We start from the raw sequence: 18,392 nt of genomic DNA, 5'->3' as shown, positions 1-18,392 counted from the left end.
ACGTGCCTTTTGCGCAGTGCTGCCGTAGCCCGGATGCAATCCGGGGAACAGGCGGCTGCGCTGCTGGGTTAGCGCCGAGCTACAGAATGCAAAAGCCCGGCACTAGGCCGGGCTTGTGGGGTCAACCGCGGTGGCGACCGCGGAAGAAATCGATCAGTCCCTGGGTCGAGGCATCCTCGGCCGGTGCAGCGTCCCAGGCGGTCAAGCGCTGGTAGACGCCTTTGCCAAGGTCCTTGCCCAACTCCACGCCCCACTGGTCGAAGGCGTTGATGCCCCAGATCACGCTCTGCACGAACACCTTATGCTCGTACATCGCCACCAGTGCGCCGAGGCGTCGTGGGCTGATGCGTTCCAGCACCAGGGTGTTGCTTGGGCGGTTGCCGGGGATCACCTTGTGCGGCGCCAGGCGTTGCACGTCGTCTTCGCTCAGGCCGTTGGCGCGCAGCTCGGCCTCGGCCTCGTTGCGGCATTTGCCGAGCATCAGCGCCTGGCTCTGCGACAGGCAGTTGGCGTACAGCCACTGGTGGTGATCGGCCACCGGGTTGTAGCTGACCACCGGCACGATGAAGTCGGCCGGAATCAGCTGGGTGCCCTGGTGCAGCAGCTGGTGGTAGGCATGCTGGCCGTTGCAGCCGACGCCGCCCCAGATCACCGGGCCGGTGTCGGTGCTGACCGGGCTGCCATCCTGGCGCACGCGCTTGCCGTTGGACTCCATGTCCAGCTGTTGCAGGTGCTTGGTGATGTTCCGCAGGTAATGGTCGTACGGCAGGATGGCGTGGCTCTGCGCACCCCAGAAGTTGCCATACCAGACGCCGAGCAGGGCCAGTAGCACCGGCATGTTCTTGTCGAAGCTGGTGGTGCGGAAATGCGTGTCCATGCTGTGGGCGCCGGACAGCAGCTCCTTGAAGTTGGACATGCCGATGGCCAGGGCGATTGGCAGGCCGATGGCCGACCACAGCGAGTAGCGCCCGCCGACCCAGTCCCACATCGGGAAAATGTTCTTCTCGCGGATGCCGAAGGCGATCGCCGCTTCCTTGTTGCTGGTGACGGCGATGAAGTGGCGGTAGAGCTTTTCCTCGGTGCCGCCGCGGGCCAGGTACCAGGTACGCGCGGCCTGGGCGTTCTTCAGGGTCTCCAGGGTGCCGAAGGACTTGCTGGAAACGATGAACAGGGTGGTTTCGGCGTTCAGCTTGGCGGTCAGTTCATGGAACTCGCTGCCGTCGATATTGGCCAGGTAGTGGCAGCGTACACCGTGCTGGGTGAATGGCAGCAGCGCCTCGGAGACCAGCTGTGGACCGAGGAATGAGCCGCCGATGCCGATATTGACCACGTCGGTGATGGTCTTGTCGCTGTAGCCACGCCACATGTTGCTGTGGATGCGCCCGACTATGTCAGTCATCTGGTGCAGCACGCGGTGCACCTCGGGCATCACGTTGACCCCATTGACCTTGACGCAGTCGCCGATCGGCCGGCGCAGGGCGGTGTGCAGTGCCGGGCGGCCTTCCGAGGCGTTCAGCTGCTCGCCATTGAACAGGCCCTCGATGGCCTGTTCGAGGCCGGCTTCCCTGGCCAGGTTGACCAGCAGGTCGCGGGTCTGCGGGCTGATCAGGTTCTTCGAGTAGTCGAGGAACAGGCCGCAGGTGCTCATGGAAAAGCGCTCGAAACGCTTGGCATCGCTGGCGAAGGCATCACGCATGCCGAACGATTGCATGTCCTCGCGGTGCTGGCGCAGGGCCTGCCAGGCGGGCAGGGTGGTGACGTCGAGCGGGTGCTGGTGATACGCCATGGGCAGCTGTTTCCTTGTTATGCGGCCGGTGTGCAATCGGGCATTAAAAAGCCCGGAAGGTTCCGGGCTTGCAGTGTAGCGGTACGGCTCGCGATCAGGCGACCTGTACGGGAATTGCGTTGCTGGTGTGGCTCAGCTCGCCATCGGCACCCATATAGAGAACGCGCGGCTGGAAGTTGGCCAGCTCGGCCTCGCTGTAGTGGGCGTAGGCGCAGATGATCAGGCGGTGGCCGACGCCGGCCTTGTGCGCGGCGGCACCGTTGACCGAGATGATCTTCGAACCTTCCTCGCCGCGGATGGCGTAGGTGGTGAAGCGTTCGCCGTTGTCCACGTTGTACAGCTGGATCTGCTCGTATTCGCGGATGCCGGAGAGGTCCAGCCATTCGCCGTCGATGGCGCAGGAGCCTTCGTAGTCGAGCACCGCATGGGTGACGATGGCGCGGTGCAGTTTGGCCTTGAGCATGATGGCGTGCATGGCAATTTCCTCGTCAGTACCTCGGGCGGCGGCAGAGTTTGCCCGAACCCAGAACAGTGTTCAAGGTCACAGATCGCCTGGCCTCAGAGCTCGAAAGCCAGGTTGTCGATCAGCCGTGTAGCGCCCATGAACGCTGCGCCGAGAATCACCAATTGGCTGTCCGTGGCGCTAGCTGGACGCAAGCTGCCGGCTTCACGGATTTCCAGGTAGTCGGGGCGAAAGCCCGCATCGCTGAGGGCGCCCTTGCCTTCGCTCTCGAGTTGGGCGAAGTCGCGCCGGCCAGCGCGGATGGCCTCGGCCAATTGGTTCAGGGTGCGGTACAGGGCCGGCGCGCTGGCGCGCTGCTGTTCGCTCAGGTAGCCGTTACGCGACGACAGCGCCAGGCCATCGGCGGCGCGTACGGTCGGCTCGCCCATGATCTGGATTGGCATGTTGAGGTCGCGCACCAGGGTGCGGATCACTGCCAGTTGCTGGAAGTCCTTTTCGCCGAAGATCGCCAGATCCGGCTGAACCATGTTGAACAGCTTGCTCACCACGGTGGCGACGCCGTCGAAGTGGCCGGGGCGGCTGCCGCCACACAGGCCTTCGGAAACCCCGCGCACGCTGACCAGGGTCTGGCCGTCCATGCCGTTGGGGTACATCTCTTCGACATCCGGGTGGAACAGCAGGTGGCAACCGGCGGCGACCAGTTTTTCCTGGTCGGCGAGCAGGGTGCGCGGGTACTTGGCCAGGTCTTCGTTGGGGCCGAACTGCAGCGGGTTGACGAAGATGCTGGCGACCACGAAGTCGGCGCGCTGGCCGGCCTTCTCCACCAGGGCGATATGGCCTTCGTGCAGGTTGCCCATGGTCGGCACGAAGGCGATGCGCTTGCCTTCGCCACGCGCGCGCGCCACGGCGGCGCGCAGTTCGAGTACGGTCTTGACGGTGTTCATGCGGAGAATCCGTGTTCCTCGGCGGGGAAGCTGACGTCTTTCACGGCCTGGACGTAGGCGGCGAGGGCGGCCTGGATGGTTGGCTGGCCGGCCATGAAGTTCTTCACGAACTTCGGTGCGCGACCGGTCAGCGACAGGCCGAGCATGTCGTGCAGCACCAGGACCTGGCCGTCGGTGGCCGAGCCTGCGCCAATACCGATCACCGGGATCTTCAGTGACTGACTGATCTCGGCAGCCAGCTCGCTGGGCACGCATTCGAGCAGGACCATGGCGGCGCCTGCCTGCTCCAGGGCCATGGCATCGGCCCGCAACTGGCGCGCGGCAGCGTCACCGCGGCCCTGCACCTTGTAACCGCCGAACACGTTGACCGCCTGCGGGGTCAGGCCCAGGTGGGCGCACACCGGCACGCCGCGCTCGGCCAGTTGGCGGATCGGCTCGGCCAGCCAGGCCGCGCCTTCCAGCTTGACCATGTGCGCACCGGCCTGCATCAGCGCGGCGCAGCTGGTGAAGGTCTGTTCCAGTGTGGCATAGGCCATGAACGGCAGATCGCTGAGGATCAGTGCGCCCTGGTTGCCGCGTTTGACCGCGGCGGTGTGGTAGGCCATGTCGGTGACGCTGACTGGCAGGGTGCTGTCATGGCCCTGCAGGACCATGCCGAGGGAGTCGCCGACCAGCAGCACGTCCACGCCGGCCTGGCAGGCTGCCTGGGCGAAGGTGGCATCGTAGGCGGTCAGCATGGCGATCTTCTCGCCTTTCTGCTTGAGGCCCAGCAGGGTGCTTACGGTTGTATCAGGCATCAACGATTCCTCATCAGCAGGCCGGGTGAAACAGGGCGCTTTTGGCGCGGGTTCACGGCCTGATAAGCAGCGGTTCTGCACCGCCTCAGGGCAACGGGACGCCTATAGTCCCGATGGGGGTGCACGAAGTCAATCGTGGGTGTTACCGCCGTGTTACGGCGTTACCTGTGGCGCGGCTAGCCGCTCCAGGCCCGTGTAGGGGCAGGCTGCCAGCAAGTCACGCAGGTGGCGGCCATCGGGCAGCTGCAGGTCGGCGGCGATTTCCGCCAGCGGATAGAGAACAAAGGCGCGGGCGTGCATGTGGTAATGCGGCACGGTCAGGCGCTCTTCGGCGAGGTGGCGTTGGCCGAACAGCAGGATGTCGAGGTCAAGGGTGCGTGGCCCCCAGCGTTCATCCTTGCGTACGCGGCCCTGCTCCAGTTCGATGGCCTGCAGGGCATCGAGCAGTTCCAGCGGCGCGAGACTGGTATCCAGCGCGGCCACTGCATTCACGTAGCGTGGCTGGTCGGACGGGCCCAGTGGGTCGCTGGCATAGAAGGAGGAGACCGCCGCCAACTGGCTGCCCGGCAGGCGGGTGATGGCGGCCAGGGCGGCGCGTAGTTGCTGCAGGGGCTCGGCCAGGTTGCTGCCGAGTCCGAGGTAGACCCGTTCCACCTTATTCGCCGGCAGGCGCGTCGGTGCGTGGACCGCGGCGCTTGTTGCGGCCGCCACGGCGGCGCTTGCGGGCTGGGCCTTCACCGGCGTCATCCTGGCGATTGCTGAGGTCGCGGATCATGCTGCGCCGTTCGCTGTCGGTAGCATCCTGGTAGTCGGTCCACCAGTCGCCCAGGCCACCGGTTTCTTCGCCTGCATCTTCGCGCAGCAGCAGGAAGTCGTAACCGGCACGGAAGCGTGGGTTCTCCAGCAGCAGATCGGCACGTTTGCCGCTGCGCCGTGGCAGGCGCTCCTGCATGTCCCAGATCTCGCGGATCGGCAGGGTGAAACGCTTGGGAATGGCAATGCGCTGGCACTGCTCGGCGATCAGGTCGTGGGCGGCTTCCTGCATGGCCGGGATCGGCGGCATGCCGCGCTCCTGCAGTTGCAGAACGCGCGCCGGCAGGGCCGGCCAGAGCAGAGCAGCGAACAGGAAGGCCGGGGTTACCGGCTTGCCCTGGGCGATACGATCGTCGGTATTGGCCAGGGCCTGGCGGATCAGCGTGCCGGTGTAGTCCGGGTTGCGCTTGAGGGCGGCGGCGCTGGCCGGGAACAGCGGGGCGAACAGGTCGTACTCGACCAGCAGGTCGAAGGTGTGCTCGGCGTAACCGGCGAGAAACAGCTTGAGCACTTCGTCGAACAGGCGTGCTGAAGGAATGTCGCGCAGTTTCGAGGCCAGCTGGCGAATCGGTGCGGCGCTGTGCTTCTCGATATCGAAGTCGAGTTTGGCGGCGAAGCGCACGGCACGCAGCATGCGCACCGGGTCTTCCAGGTAGCGCTGCTCGGGATCGCCGATCAGGCGGATCAGGCGGTTGCGGATGTCGTGTACGCCATGGGCGTAGTCGAGGATGCGCTCGCCGGTGACGTCGAAATACAGCGCATTGATGGTGAAGTCGCGGCGCTGGGCGTCGTCCTCCAGGCTGCCGTAGACGTTGTCACGCAGGATGCGCCCGCTCTCGTTGCGCGAGGACAGGTGGCTGTCTTCCTCGTCATCACCCTGCGGGTGGTTGGCGCGGAAGGTGGCGACTTCGATGATCTCGCGGCCGAAATGCACGTGTGCCAGCTTGAAGCGGCGGCCGATCACCCGTGCGTTGCGAAACTCGGCGCGGACCTGTTCCGGCGTGGCGCTGGTGGCGACGTCGAAGTCCTTGGGCTGCAGGCCGAGCAGCAAGTCGCGCACGCAACCGCCGACCAGGTAGGCCTGGTAGCCGGCATGCTGCAGGCGCTCCACCACGTTCACCGCATTGCGACTGAACTTCGCCCGCTGCAGGGCGTGCTGGCGGCTGCTCAGAACCTCGGGGGTGCTGCGTGGATGGGCTTTGCGCTTGAGGGGCGAGCGGAAGGACTTGAACAGCTTTTTCAGCATGGGGAGCACTGTGTAATGAAGAAAACGGTCGTTTCAGGGCGTCGTAAAGCGTCTGGATGAAAACAAGAGACGTAAGGCGACGGGCTGAAAAATGCATTAGAACGCACGGCTGGCGCGGATTCTAGCATTGGGGAGGGGGATGGTGAATTAAATGGCAAACCGGGGAGGGTAAAGCTACTGGGGGAGCCTAGGCTCCCCCCCAAGTAGGTGCGTGCTTTGTTTTTGTTATTATTGCGGGCCTGTTGTTTTTGTTGGTTGGCCCGTTTTTGGTAGCCCAATTCAGGTACCAGGAGCAAACGGATTACTTTGGATGCTGATATTGCCTTGATCAATCCTTGACCCAACCAGTTCAGGTGCTGCCTCAAGGCAGTTTTATTGTTCTCAGTCTGGCTGTGGGGCGAACCCCAAGGGCAAATCCTCTCCAAAATGATCAGTTAGCTGCGCCTCCGCCTTGTTGTTTTTGTTGTGCTGGAGTCGTTCTGTCTTATTTTTATTGTGTTGTTTCTGGTTTGTTATTGTTGTTATGCCAGAGATAAAGCAGAACCCGTGCCAGTTTTTGCAAATCCTTATTTATCAATGGTTTGCCGATTTCATGTTTGGCTGTGTGCACAAAAAAAGCCGGGTTCTCGTTACCGATGAACCCGGCTTTTGTTACGCGATGTTTGTGTGGGTAACAACCGGTGGAACCTTTGTTCCTCTAGCCGGTCGCCGCAGGTAACGCTTCAGGAGCCGGTCGCGGCCCCCGATTTGCGCCGCGGGATGCCCAGGCGTTGGCGACGTTCCCATAGGCACTTGCGGCTGATGCCGAGCTTGCGTGCCAGTTCAGTCTCGGTCATGTGGTCCTGGTGCTCGAGGACGAAGTGCTGGAAGTAGTCTTCCAGGGACAGGTCTTCGGTCGGCTCGTGGTTGTTGCTGCTGGCAGAGCTGCTGCCCGACTCATTGAAGTAGCCGTCTTCCAGATCATCAAGCTCGATATCGATGCCCAGCAGCTCGGCGGATATCTCTACGCTCTCGCAGAGGATCACCGCGCGCTCGATGGCGTTTTCCAGTTCGCGCACGTTGCCCGGCCAGGAGTAGTGGCGAATAGCCTGTTCGGCGTCGTTGGCAAAACGCAGGTCTTCACGCCCCATGCGGGTGCATTGGCGCAGCAGGAAGGCCTTGGCAATCTCGTTGACATCGGCACCGCGCTCACGCAGCGGCGGCAGCTTGAGGGCGATGACGTGCAGGCGGTAATACAGGTCTTCGCGAAACTGGCCGATCTTGGCCAGGGTCTTCAGGTCGCGGTGGGTAGCGGCGATCAGGCGCACGTCGACCTTCTGCGACTGCACCGAGCCGACCCGACGGATCTCGCCTTCTTGTAGCACGCGCAGCAGGCGCGCTTGCGCCTCCAGCGGCAGCTCGCCGATTTCATCGAGGAACAGGGTGCCGCCGTCAGCCGCTTCGACCAGGCCGGCGCGGCCGGCGCTGGCGCCGGTGAAGGCGCCTTTCTCATGGCCGAACAGTTCCGACTCGATCAGGGTTTCCGGAATCGCCGCGCAGTTGACCGAAATCAGCGGCGCCTTGGCCCGTCGTGACAGGTTGTGCAGGGCGCGGGCGACCAGCTCCTTGCCGGTGCCGGACTCACCCTGGATCAATACGTTGGAGTCGGTTGGCGCGACCTTGCGGATCTTGCCGTAGAGGTCCTGCATGACGGCGCAGGAGCCGATGATGCCGATATCGCCGTCAACATTGGCGGCCGGCTTGCCGGCATTCTTGCTCGGGCTTTCCGCGGGCTTGCTGCGCGCTTCCTGGTGATCACGCAGTATGCGCGCCACGGCCTGGAGCATTTCATCGTGATCGAAGGGCTTGGCGATGTAGTCGACCGCGCCCATCTTCATCGAGTCTACCGCCGAACGCAGGCTGGCGTAGCTGGTCATGATCAGCACCGGGGTGCCTTCGGCCAGCTTGATCAGCTCGGTGCCGGGCGCGCCGGGCAGGCGCAGGTCGCTGACGATCAGGTCGAAGCCGGGGATGCTATAGCGCTCCTGGGCCTCCTGCACCGATCCGGCTTCGCTGACCTGATACTGGTTGCGTTCCAGCAGGCGGCGCAGCGCCGAGCGGATGATGGTTTCGTCTTCGACGATGAGGATGTGAGGCATTGATTCTCTCTCGACGGTCTCGAATCTGTTCAGGGTCTGCAGCCTGTCTTGCTCGGGCTCGCGCTGCCTTGAACAGGCTCATAGTTCACTGCTTAGGTCGCTACGGACGTCGCTTCGATATAGCGCGGCAGCGTCACGCGGAAACGGGTTCCGAGTTGGCGTTCGGGGTTGGCCGGGCTGTCGATGGTGATCTGCCCATAATGCTCTTCCACGATGGAATAGACCAGTGCAAGACCCAGCCCGGTGCCCTTGCCCGGATCCTTGGTGGTGAAGAACGGTTCGAACAGGCGATCCATGATCGCCCTGGGAATGCCGCTGCCTTCGTCCTCGACGATCAGTTGCACGCTCTGCTCGCTGGCCTCGCTGCTGACCCGAATGGCACCGCCGGTCGGCGAGGCATCGCGGGCGTTGGACAACAGGTTGATCAGCACCTGGGCCAGGCGTTGCGGGTCGCCCTTGGCCAGGTGATCGGGGTCGCAGAGGTTGAAGAACTGCACGTCGGTGGCATTGCGGTTGAGCGACAGCAGGCTGATCGCGTCCTGCGCTACCGCCGCCAGGCTGACCGGGTACTCGGCGCGTTGCTGGGCGCCGGCATGGGCGAAGTTCATCAGCGACTGGACGATGCGCGAGATGCGCTTGGTCTGGTCGATGATTTGCGAACTGAGCTCGGCGACCTCCTCGTCGTCCTCGCGCTCCTCGCGCAGGTTCTGCGCCAGGCAGGCGATGCCGGTGACCGGGTTGCCAATCTCGTGGGCCACCCCGGCGGCCAGACGGCCGATGCTGGCCAGACGCTCGGAATGCACCAGTTGGTCCTCCAGTACGCGGGTCTCGGTGACGTCTTCGATCAGCAGCACCAGGCCGCTGTTGCCCGGCGCCAGCGGCTCGTCGATGGCCGCTTTGTGCAGGTTGATCCAGCGTTCTTCGCCGTCCAGGGTCAGTTGCTGTTTATGCAGGTGTTCGTCGTCCTGCTGGATGAAGCTGCTCAGCAGGCTTTGCCAGGGCTCGTCGAGGGCGTCGAGGCGTGAGCCGACCACGCGCAGGGCGGGGATCGCCGTTAGGTCCTCGAGGGCGCGGTTCCACATGAGGATTTCCTGGTCCTTGGCCAGCGAGCAGACGCCCATCGGCAGTTCCTGCAGGGTCTGCCGGTGGAAGCGGCGCAGGGCGTCCAGCTCGGCGGCCAGGCCGGTGAGGCGCGACTGGTAATCTTCCAGGCGGCTCTCGATGAAGTGGATGTCTTCGCTGACATAGCTTTCGCTGCCGCTCTTGTAAGGCAGGAAGGTCTCGACAATGTCCTGGGCCACGCTGGGGCCCATCAGGCCGGAGAGGTTGGCCTCGATGCGGTCGCGCAGGCGGCGCAGGGCATAGGGACGGCGCTCGTCGAAGGGCAGGTGCAGATCGCGCAGGGCCTGTTCGACTTCCTTCTGCGCGGTCTTCGCGCCGAGTGGCTTGGCCAGTTGGGCGGCGAAGTCCTGTGGCGAGGTGGCCAGCAGTTCACGCCGTTGCGGACGGCGCACGTTGTCCACGGTGCAGGCTTCGGCGGCGCTCTTTTCCTCGGGACTGGCCTCGGTGAATAGCGAGATCAGGGTGAATACCAGCACGTTGGCTGCCAGCGAGCCGATGGCCGCCAGGTGCCAGCTGGTGTCGTCGAGGGTATAGATGACATTGAACAGCGGCAGCTGCATGCCCTGCAGGTTGCTCACCAGCGGCAGCAGCATGCTTACCGCCCAGACCAAGGCGCCGGTCAGCAGGCCGGCGATGAAGCCGCGGCGGTTGGCGGTCGGCCAGTACAGCACCGACAGCGCGCCGGGAAGGAACTGCAGGGTGGCGACGAAGGCGACGATGCCCAGGTTGGCCAGGTCCTGCTCGGCGCCGAGCAGCAGGTAGAAACCGTAGGCGGCCATGATGATGGCGATGATCAGCGCGCGCCGCGTCCACTTCAGCCAGCGGTAGATGTTGCCTTCGGCCGGCGGCTGGTAAAGCGGCAGCACCAGGTGATTGAGGGCCATGCCGGACAGCGCCAGGGTGGTGACGATGATCAGTCCGCTGGAAGCCGACAGTCCGCCGATATAGGCGACCAGGGCCAGGGTCGGGCTGTTCACCGCGATCCCCAGGCCAAGGGTGAAGTATTCCGGGTTGGTGGTGGCGCCCAGCTTGAGCCCGGCCCAGAGGATCAGCGGTACCGACAGGCTCATCAGCAGGAGGAACAGCGGCAGGCCCCAGCTGGCGCTGACGATGGCGCGCGGGTTGAGGTTCTCGGTGAAGGTCATGTGGTACATGTGCGGCATGACGATGGCCGAGGCGAAGAACACCAGCAGCAGGGTGCGCCACGGACCTTCCTGCAGCGGCGTGTGCAGGGCGGTGAGCGAGGCCTGGTTCTGCAGCAGCCACAGCTCCAGCTCGCCGGGCCCACCAAACACGCCATATAGGGCGTACAGACCGATGCCGCCGAGGGCCAGTAGCTTGACCACCGACTCGAAGGCGATGGCGAACACCAGCCCCTCATGCTTCTCGCGGGTGGCGATATGGCGGGCGCCGAAGAGGATGGTGAACAGCGTGATCAGTGCGCAGAAGCCCAGAGCGAAGCGGTTCTGCAGTGGTTCGCGGGTGAGGATGCCGATCGAATCGGCCACCGCCTGGATCTGCAACGCCAGCAGCGGTAGTACGCCGATCAGCATGAACAGGGTGGTCAACGCACCGGCCCAGCTGCTGCGAAAACGAAAGGCAAACAGGTCGGCCAGCGACGACAGCTGATAGGTACGGGTGATGCGCAGGATCGGGTAGAGCAGCACCGGGGCCAGCAGGAAGGCGCCGGTGATGCCCAGGTAGCTGGCGAGGAAGCCGAAGCCATACTGGTAGGCCAGCCCCACCGTGCCGTAGAAGGCCCAGGCGCTGGCATATACGCCCAGCGACAGGGTGTAGGTCAGCGGGTGGCGGATGATCCAGCGCGGGATCAGACCCTTCTCGCTGATCCAGGCCACGCCGAACAGCAGCAGCAGGTAGGTGGCGCTGATCAGGATCAGCTGACTCAGGTCAAAGCTCGTCAGCATCTCGTTGGCTCTGCGAATAAGGATAAAAGGCGGTCACCGGATTGCACCGGTGCAGGTCAGAGTTCATCGGCATCCTGCTGGCTCTGCAGGATAAAGGTCACCACGATCAGGATCAGCCACAGCAGGTAGGGCCGATACCAGGCGCCATTGGGGTCGATCCACCAGTCCATGATGGCCGGGGAAAACAGGTAGATCCCCACCACCAGGAGCAGGACCAGTCGGTAGATATACATGCCGGGTCTCGTGTCGAAAGTGCGCCGATGGTAACGGATTAGGTCGACAGGCGGCAGCATTGCGCCTGTTTAGGGTCTGTTCCCGTTTCGTTCGCGAACCGCGTTGCTGCGCAAAATCGCGCCAGGCTAGGCGCGGGACGCAGGCAATGGTCATTCCCTTGCCAAGTCCCGCAACGACGCATGGCGCGATTTTGCGCGCAACCCGCAGGGATGGGCCTGTTTTCGCGCGGGACGTCGTTACTCGACGGCTCATTTGGACGACCAAACCTCGCGTCTCGCGCCTAGCCCCGCGCAAAAACAGGCTCCGTCGCGGCCGTGAACGAAACGGGAACAGACCCTAGCGTAGCTGGGCTTCGGCCAGGGTCGGGCTGCGCGGGATGCGCGTGGCGTCCCAGTTGGCGCTGCCCCAGGCCAGTAGTTCACGGGCGCTGGCGCCGGCCAGCTCGTCTGGCGTTTGCTGGCCGAGGGCGCGCAGGGCGCGTAGCAGCAGGGCCGGGGCCTGGTCGGCGGGCAGCGGCGGTGAGCGGTAGCTCTTGCCCAGCTTGTGGCCATCCGGCTGGATGATCAGCGGCACGTGCAGGTAGCGCGGCTGGCGCAGGCCGAGCAGTTCCTGCAGGTACAGCTGGCGCGGTGTGGAGTCGAGCAGGTCGGCGCCGCGCACGATATCGGTGATGCCTTGCCAGGCGTCATCCAGCACCACGGCCAGTTGATAGGCATACAGGCCGTCGCGGCGGCGGATGACGAAATCGCCGACTTCGCGGCCCAGGTGCTGACGGAACTCGCCCTGCACGCGGTCGCAGAAGTGGTATTCCAGCTCCGGCACGCGCAGGCGGATCGCCGCATCCTCACTGGCATGCCCGGCATTGCGGCACAGACCGGGGTAGATGCCACCATAGGCTTCCAGCTGCTTGCGCGAGCAGGTGCAGGCATAGGCCAGGCCCTGGCTGAACAGGCGCTCGACCAGTGCGGCGTATTCGCCGTGGCGCTCGCTCTGGCGCACCAGTGGGCCGTCCCATTCGAAACCATAGGTTTCCAGGGTGCGCAGGATGGCGTCCTGGGCGCCGGGCTCCTCGCGCGGCGGATCGAGGTCTTCCATGCGCAGCAGCCACTGGCCGCCGACACTGCGGGCGTCCAGGTAGGAGGCGAGGGCGGCAACCAGCGAGCCGAAATGCAGGTAGCCACTGGGCGTCGGGGCGAAGCGCCCGATGTAGGCGGGAGAAGTCATGGCGAACAGGCTATCCGCAGCAGGCGGCAGAGGCCAGTGCAGTTATCGGCAGGCAGGATTATCGGCAGGCAGAAACGAAACGGGGCGCTTGCGCGCCCCGTGCGGGATCAGGAACCGATCTGTTTTTCCTTGATTTCCGCCAGCGTCTTGCAGTCGATGCACAGGGTCGCGGTCGGACGGGCTTCGAGGCGGCGGATACCGATCTCGACGCCGCAGGAATCACACCAGCCGTAATCGTTGTCTTCGATCAGCTGCAGGGTTTCGTCGATCTTCTTGATCAACTTGCGCTCGCGGTCACGGGCGCGCAGTTCCAGGCTGAACTCTTCTTCCTGGCTGGCACGGTCGGCCGGGTCCGGGAAGTTGGCTGCTTCGTCCTGCATGTGGTGCACGGTGCGATCCACTTCCTGCATCAGCTCCAGCTTCCACTTGTTGAGGATGCCGGTGAAGTGAGCGCGCATCGGGTCGCTCATGTATTCCTCGCCCTTTTTCTCTTTATAGGGCTCGAAACCGCGGGCCAGCTGGCTACTGCTTGGTTTTGCTTTGGTGGGCATGGATGGCCGCCTCTCACTCTCTCTGATCCATTGGCGCAGGATCTGTTCCTTTACCGGCAGGGCCGGGCCTGCGGCTGCAAGCGGGCGAACTTACCAGATCAATTCGGGCGATGCTACTCCCGGTTGTCCATGTTGCTACAGCCTGGTCGGGCAGTTAGTTAGAATCCCCCCTTTGTTCAATTAAAGGAAGGCCAATGGCCCAGCCCTTCAGTGCGCGCAGTCGCGCCATCGAACCGTTCCACGTCATGGCCCTGCTGGCGCGCGCCAACGAGTTGCAGGCGGCCGGCCATGATGTGATCCATCTGGAGATCGGCGAGCCGGATTTCACCACCGCCGCGCCCATCGTTGCCGCCGGCCAGGCCGCGCTGGCCAATGGGCATACCCGTTACACCGCGGCGCGTGGCATCCCGCAGTTGCGCGAGGCGATCGCCGGCTTCTATGCCAGTCGCTATGGCCTGAGCGTCGACCCCGAACGCATCCTGATCACCCCCGGTGGTTCCGGCGCTTTGCTGCTGGCCGCCAGCCTGCTGGTCGATCCGGGCAAGCACTGGCTGCTGGCCGACCCCGGCTACCCGTGCAACCGCCACTTCCTGCGCTTGGTCGAAGGCGCTGCACAGCTGGTGCCAGTCGGCCCGGACAGCCGCTACCAGCTCACTCCGCAGCTGGTCGAGCGGCACTGGGATCAGGACAGCGTCGGCGCGCTGGTCGCCTCGCCGGCCAATCCCACCGGCACCCTGTTGCACCAGGATGAGCTGGCCGCTCTTTCGTCCTCTCTGAAAGAGCGTGGCGGCCATCTGGTGGTCGACGAGATCTACCACGGCCTGACCTACGGCTGCGACGCGAGCAGCGTGCTGGCCGTGGATGACGACGCCTTCGTCCTCAACAGCTTCTCCAAGTATTACGGCATGACCGGCTGGCGCCTGGGCTGGCTGGTGGCGCCGATGAACGCGGTGAGCGAGCTGGAGAAGCTGGCGCAGAACCTCTATATCAGCGCGCCCTCAATGGCCCAGTACGCCGCGCTGGCGTGCTTCGAGCCGGCGACGCTAGCGATCTTCGAGGATCGTCGCCATGAGTTCCAGCGCCGCCGCGACTACCTGCTGCCGGCCCTGCGCGAGTTGGGCTTCAAGATTGCGGTAGAGCCGGAAGGGGCCTTCTATCTGTATGCCGACATCTCCGCCTTCGGCGGCGATGCCTACGCCTTCTGCCAGCACTTCATCGAGACCGAGCACGTGGCCTTTACCCCGGGCCTGGATTTTGGTCGCTACCAGGCGGGACATCATGTGCGTTTTGCCTACACACAGAACATCGAGCGCCTACAGCAGGCGGTCGAGCGCATCGCCCGCGGCCTGAAAACCTGGCGCCCCGATGCAGTTTGATCCGCCATTGGAAGAAGGCCGCCTGCTGCGCCGCTACAAGCGTTTCCTCGCCGATATCGAGACCGCCGGCGGTGAGTTGCTGACCATCCACTGCCCCAATACCGGCTCCATGCTCAACTGCATGAGCGAGGGTTGCCGGGTCTGGTTCAGTCGCTCCAGCGACCCCAAGCGCAAGCTGCCGGGCACCTGGGAGCTGGGCGAGACACCGCAGGGGCGCCTCGCCTGCATCAATACCGCGCGGGCCAATGCGCTGGTCGAGGAAGCCCTGCGCGGCGGGGTGATCAGCGAGCTGGCCGGCTTCACCGGGCTCAAGCGCGAGGTGCGTTTTGGCGAGGAAAACAGTCGGGCGGATTTTCGTCTCGATTACGCCAATGGCCCGGCCTGGGTCGAGGTGAAGAGCGTGACCCTGGGTTTCCCCGATACGGCCGTGGCAGCCTTTCCCGATGCTCGTACCGAACGCGGTGCCAAGCACCTGCGCGAGCTGGCGAGCCAGGCGCGCCAGGGTGTGCGCGCGGTGCAGCTGTATTGCGTGAACCTGACAGGGATCGAGGCGGTGCGCGCGGCGGTGGAAATCGACCCGGTCTATGCGGCGGGCCTGCGCGAGGCCAAGGCTGCGGGTGTCGAGGTGCTGGCCTATGGCGCCGAGATCACCCCACAGGCCATGCGCCTGGTGCGGCGCCTGGAGGTGCTTGGGTAGGGCGGGTGAAACCCGCGTTGCTCCGAGTCGCGTGTTGTGACGTTGAGCTCGCTCCTACAGGTTGATCCAGATGCCGTCGCGGTCCTCCCGGCACTCCACCGCCTGCAGCGATTGGCCCGCACAAGGCCCAGTCAGGCATTCGCCACTCTCTATAAGGAACAGCGCGCCGTGGTGGGCGCATTGGATCAGGCTGCCGCTGGCGTCGAGAAAATCGTCCGCACGCCATTCCAGGTTCAGGCCGCGGTGGGGGCAGCGGTTGCGATAGACATAGGCATGGCCGTCGCGGCGTACCGCCAGCAGCTGCAAGTCCTGCACGACAAAGCCCCGGCTCTGGCCTTCGGCCAGCTCATGCGGGGCGCATAGAAGTTTCATGGTGATCTCCACGCCAAGGCGGGGATTATCCCGCATGGGCGTGGCGATGGGGTAGGGCGCGCGTCCTTGCGCGAACAGAGGGGGAGGGCAGAAGCCTTGTTTTTTACTCCCTGGCCCTCTCCCCCGGCCCCTCTCCCACAAGTGGGAGAGGGGGGCTTCAGCGTGTCGTGACTCAGTACTGCCAGGACGCCGAGACGCGGAAGCTACGGCCGGCTTCGCTGTAGTAGTCGTCCGGCTGGGTCAGGGTGCCGGTCGGTACGTTCAGCGCATTCCAGTACTGCTTGTCGAGCAGGTTGAACAGGCCGGCCTGGAACTTCACACCATCCAGTTCGGCCGGCTGCCAGTAGCCGGTCAGGTCGACCACGCCATAGCCGGGCGCCTTGAATTCGCCGTCGTTCTCCACCTGGTTGCGGGCGGCCGCCGCGCGCAGCATCAGGTCGGCGCCGTAGCGTTCCTGTTCGTAGCTCAGGCCGAGCAGGCTGGTGAGCGGTGCCACCGAGCTGATGCGCTGGTTGCTTTCACGGTCCTCGCCGTTGGCCCAGGCCAGCGAGCCCCAGACTTTCCAGTGCGGCACGAACTCCCAGTGGGCGCTGGCTTCGGCGCCATAGATCTGTACCTTGGTGCGGTTTTCGGTGCGGGTCACGCCGTAGGGGTAGTTGGCCGGATCCAGGCCGAGGCTGGCGATGGTCGCGGCGTCCAGGCTGACGTCGTCATCGATGAAGTTCTTGTAGTGGTTGTCGAACAGGCTCAGCGAGCCACCCAACTGGTCGTTGCCCAGCTGCGTACCGATCTCGTAGCCGTTGCTTTCCTCTGGCTTGAGGTCGGCGTTGCCAACGCGCAGGTAGCTGCCTTCGGCGCCATAGTTCATGTACAGCTGGGTCGCATCGGGGGCCTTGAAGCCCTGTGCCCACTGGGCGTACAGCAACACTTCGTCAGCCGCCTGCCAGGTAGTCAGCAGGCTGGCGGAGAGCTTGTGGTCCTTGCTGGTCTCCAGGGTGCCGCTGTTCGCCGGGTTGATGTTGTTGCTGAAGTCGCGGCTCGCCTGCGGGTCCTGCTGGTAGGCGTCGTAGCGCAGGCCAGGGGTGACCTTGACGCGGCCGTCGGCCAGGCTGATTTCATCGCTGGCGTACAGTGCCCACTGGCGGCCCTCGGCCTTGGGCATGTCGGCTTGGTTGGTGTGCAGGAAGTCGCAGGCGGTCGGGCCCATGTACATCGGATGGCTGGGGTCGATGGTGAAGCCGGGGCAGTTGTCGTACCCCTCGGAGACCTGCTCGGTGTTGATCTGGTACAGCTCGCCGCCGAGGGTCAGCTTGTTCGCCAGACCGGCGATCTCAATGGTCTTGCCGATGTCGCCGGAGAGTCCGTACAGCTCCTTCTCAATCTGGTTGTCGCGACCGAAGGCGCCGCTCGGGTACTTGTACGGGTTGCCCGGCAGGCCGAAGAACAGGAAATCGGGAATGCCGGCCCGCGAATCGCTGACGCTGCGGATGCCGGTCTGGTCGTCATGGCGGCGCAGCTTCTGCCAGTAGGCGATGGCATGGGCGCTGTCGAGCAGGCCGTTGCTGTCTTCGGCCAGATACTCGTAGTCGGCGGACAGGCGCTGGCGCTTGTTGTGCTCGACGGTGCTGTTCTCGCCCTCCAGGTAGGTGCTGCCCTGGTTGGTGCGGCTGTCGATGTCGTTCTCCCGCTCGAACACTTCGCCAGTGAAGCCGAAGGTGTGGCCGCCATCGAAGCGCTGCTGCAGCTTGACCAGCAGGCTCTGCTGCTGGGTATCGGCCGGGTTGGTGGCGGTGCGCGCGCTGCCGTAGAGGTTGTCGTCGCCGCTGCTTTCCAGTTCATGGCCCTGGCGCTGGCCGGCCTGCAGCAGCCAGGCGGTGTCCTGCACGCGGCCGGCCACGGCGGCATTCAGGCCCCAGCTGGCATCGACGCTGTCGTAGTCGCTCTTGATCAGGCTGCCGAAGTTCTTGTCGCCCTGCAGCAGGTCGTCCGGGTTGAGGGTGAACAGCTGCACCGCGCCACCGAGAGCGCCGGAGCCGGCCTGGCTGGAGTTGGCGCCGCGCACGATATCCACAGAGGACAGGCCATTGAAGTCGATCGAGTCGAGGCCGCCCTGGGCGCCACCGGTCGGGCCCTGGCTGCGTGCGCCATCGGTCAGCCAGGGCACGCGGATACCGTCGAGGGTGGTCAGCACGCGGTCGCGATCCAGGCCACGGATGTTGATGCTTTCCGTGGTGCGGCTGTAGTTCACCCCGGGCTCGGCGCGCCGGCCGAGGTCATCGAAGCTGCGGATCTGCCGTTCTTCGAGGGTTGCGGCGCTGGTGCTGGTGGTGGTCGGCAGGTTCTCTTGCACGGCCTGGCCGGTGACCTGGGTGGCTGCGAGTTCGGTGCTGCTGTCCTGCTTGCCGGTGGTCTGTGCCAGCGCCAGGGCCGGGCTTAGCAACAGCAGCGCCATCCATGGGCGCAGGGCGAAGGGTGGGGTGGACATGCGATTACTCCCGCTGAGTGGCTCTTGATGGCCAGGTGATTTGGCGGGCTGCACGGTAATGGAAATTCATTATTGAATGCAAACAGTTATCAATAACATTGGAGTTTCATTCTTGTTGGTGTAGTCTGCGCCGACCTGGCGGGGATCACCTTGCCCGACTATTGCGGCTGGGAGGGGTGGTGCTGCCCCGCCGTGAACAGACTGCAGATCGAGAAGGAC

15 protein-coding genes are annotated in these 18,392 nt (G+C 64.5%); 2 read left to right on the top strand and 13 right to left on the bottom strand.

The window, feature by feature from the left end; translation table 11 throughout:
• Positions 1-121 precede the first annotated feature (121 nt).
• The 11 genes from pgi to dksA form a co-directional block, all read right to left on the bottom strand.
• Positions 122-1,786 (bottom strand): glucose-6-phosphate isomerase, encoded by a 1,665-nt coding sequence (gene pgi / locus H3H45_RS01340; protein ID WP_182831965.1) that lies wholly within the window; start codon positions 1,784-1,786, stop codon positions 122-124.
• 94 nt (positions 1,787-1,880) lie between these two features.
• Positions 1,881-2,261: an aspartate 1-decarboxylase gene (gene panD / locus H3H45_RS01335; RefSeq protein WP_160082471.1), complete on the bottom strand. Its 381-nt coding sequence runs from the start codon at positions 2,259-2,261 to the stop codon at positions 1,881-1,883.
• An 83-nt stretch (positions 2,262-2,344) separates the two neighbouring features.
• Complete coding sequence (gene panC / locus H3H45_RS01330) at positions 2,345-3,193, bottom strand: pantoate--beta-alanine ligase (RefSeq protein WP_182831964.1); 849 nt, start codon at positions 3,191-3,193, stop codon at positions 2,345-2,347.
• Positions 3,190-3,990: a 3-methyl-2-oxobutanoate hydroxymethyltransferase gene (gene panB / locus H3H45_RS01325; protein ID WP_182831963.1), complete on the bottom strand. Its 801-nt coding sequence runs from the start codon at positions 3,988-3,990 to the stop codon at positions 3,190-3,192. The genes panC and panB overlap by 4 nt, the downstream gene beginning before the upstream one ends.
• Positions 3,991-4,143: 153 nt before the next feature.
• Positions 4,144-4,644, bottom strand: a complete 501-nt coding sequence (folK, locus tag H3H45_RS01320) for a 2-amino-4-hydroxy-6-hydroxymethyldihydropteridine diphosphokinase (protein ID WP_328822214.1) — start codon at positions 4,642-4,644, stop codon at positions 4,144-4,146.
• Between the two features lies 1 nt (position 4,645).
• Positions 4,646-6,049, bottom strand: a complete 1,404-nt coding sequence (locus H3H45_RS01315) for a polynucleotide adenylyltransferase PcnB (RefSeq protein WP_182831961.1) — start codon at positions 6,047-6,049, stop codon at positions 4,646-4,648.
• Between the two features lie 722 nt (positions 6,050-6,771).
• Positions 6,772-8,187 (bottom strand): sigma-54-dependent transcriptional regulator, encoded by a 1,416-nt coding sequence (locus tag H3H45_RS01310; protein WP_182831960.1) that lies wholly within the window; start codon positions 8,185-8,187, stop codon positions 6,772-6,774.
• A gap of 92 nt (positions 8,188-8,279) precedes the next feature.
• A complete protein-coding gene (locus tag H3H45_RS01305; RefSeq protein WP_182831959.1) occupies positions 8,280-11,234 on the bottom strand; it encodes a sensor histidine kinase in 2,955 nt (984 codons plus the stop codon).
• Positions 11,235-11,290: 56 nt separating this feature from the next.
• A complete protein-coding gene (locus H3H45_RS01300; protein WP_182831958.1) occupies positions 11,291-11,467 on the bottom strand; it encodes a hypothetical protein in 177 nt (58 codons plus the stop codon).
• 337 nt (positions 11,468-11,804) lie between these two features.
• Complete coding sequence (gene gluQRS, locus H3H45_RS01295; protein WP_182831957.1) at positions 11,805-12,692, bottom strand: tRNA glutamyl-Q(34) synthetase GluQRS; 888 nt, start codon at positions 12,690-12,692, stop codon at positions 11,805-11,807.
• 107 nt (positions 12,693-12,799) lie between these two features.
• On the bottom strand, positions 12,800-13,243 hold the full coding sequence (gene dksA, locus H3H45_RS01290; RefSeq protein WP_182831956.1) for an RNA polymerase-binding protein DksA: 444 nt from the start codon (positions 13,241-13,243) through the stop codon (positions 12,800-12,802).
• A gap of 194 nt (positions 13,244-13,437) precedes the next feature.
• Here dksA and H3H45_RS01285 point away from each other — a divergent pair, with 194 nt between their 5' ends.
• Both H3H45_RS01285 and sfsA read left to right on the top strand, forming a co-directional pair.
• The gene (locus H3H45_RS01285; protein WP_182831955.1) at positions 13,438-14,619 is read left to right on the top strand and encodes a pyridoxal phosphate-dependent aminotransferase; all 1,182 of its coding nucleotides are present in this window, start codon (positions 13,438-13,440) and stop codon (positions 14,617-14,619) included.
• Positions 14,609-15,316, top strand: a complete 708-nt coding sequence (gene sfsA / locus H3H45_RS01280; protein WP_182831954.1) for a DNA/RNA nuclease SfsA — start codon at positions 14,609-14,611, stop codon at positions 15,314-15,316. The genes H3H45_RS01285 and sfsA overlap by 11 nt, the downstream gene beginning before the upstream one ends.
• Before the next feature lie 54 nt (positions 15,317-15,370).
• Here the strand turns inward: sfsA and H3H45_RS01275 are convergent, their stop codons facing one another.
• Both H3H45_RS01275 and H3H45_RS01270 read right to left on the bottom strand, forming a co-directional pair.
• Positions 15,371-15,688 carry a Rieske (2Fe-2S) protein gene (locus tag H3H45_RS01275; protein WP_182831953.1) on the bottom strand — a complete coding sequence of 106 codons (318 nt, stop codon included), beginning with the start codon at positions 15,686-15,688 and terminating at the stop codon, positions 15,371-15,373.
• A 172-nt stretch (positions 15,689-15,860) separates the two neighbouring features.
• On the bottom strand, positions 15,861-18,173 hold the full coding sequence (locus tag H3H45_RS01270) for a TonB-dependent hemoglobin/transferrin/lactoferrin family receptor (RefSeq protein ID WP_182831952.1): 2,313 nt from the start codon (positions 18,171-18,173) through the stop codon (positions 15,861-15,863).
• Positions 18,174-18,392: the final 219 nt, after the last annotated feature.

The sequence above is a fragment of the Aquipseudomonas guryensis genome (assembly GCF_014164785.1).
Lineage (GTDB): Bacteria > Pseudomonadota > Gammaproteobacteria > Pseudomonadales > Pseudomonadaceae > Aquipseudomonas > Aquipseudomonas guryensis.
This window is presented reverse-complemented; position numbering and strand designations above follow the sequence as displayed.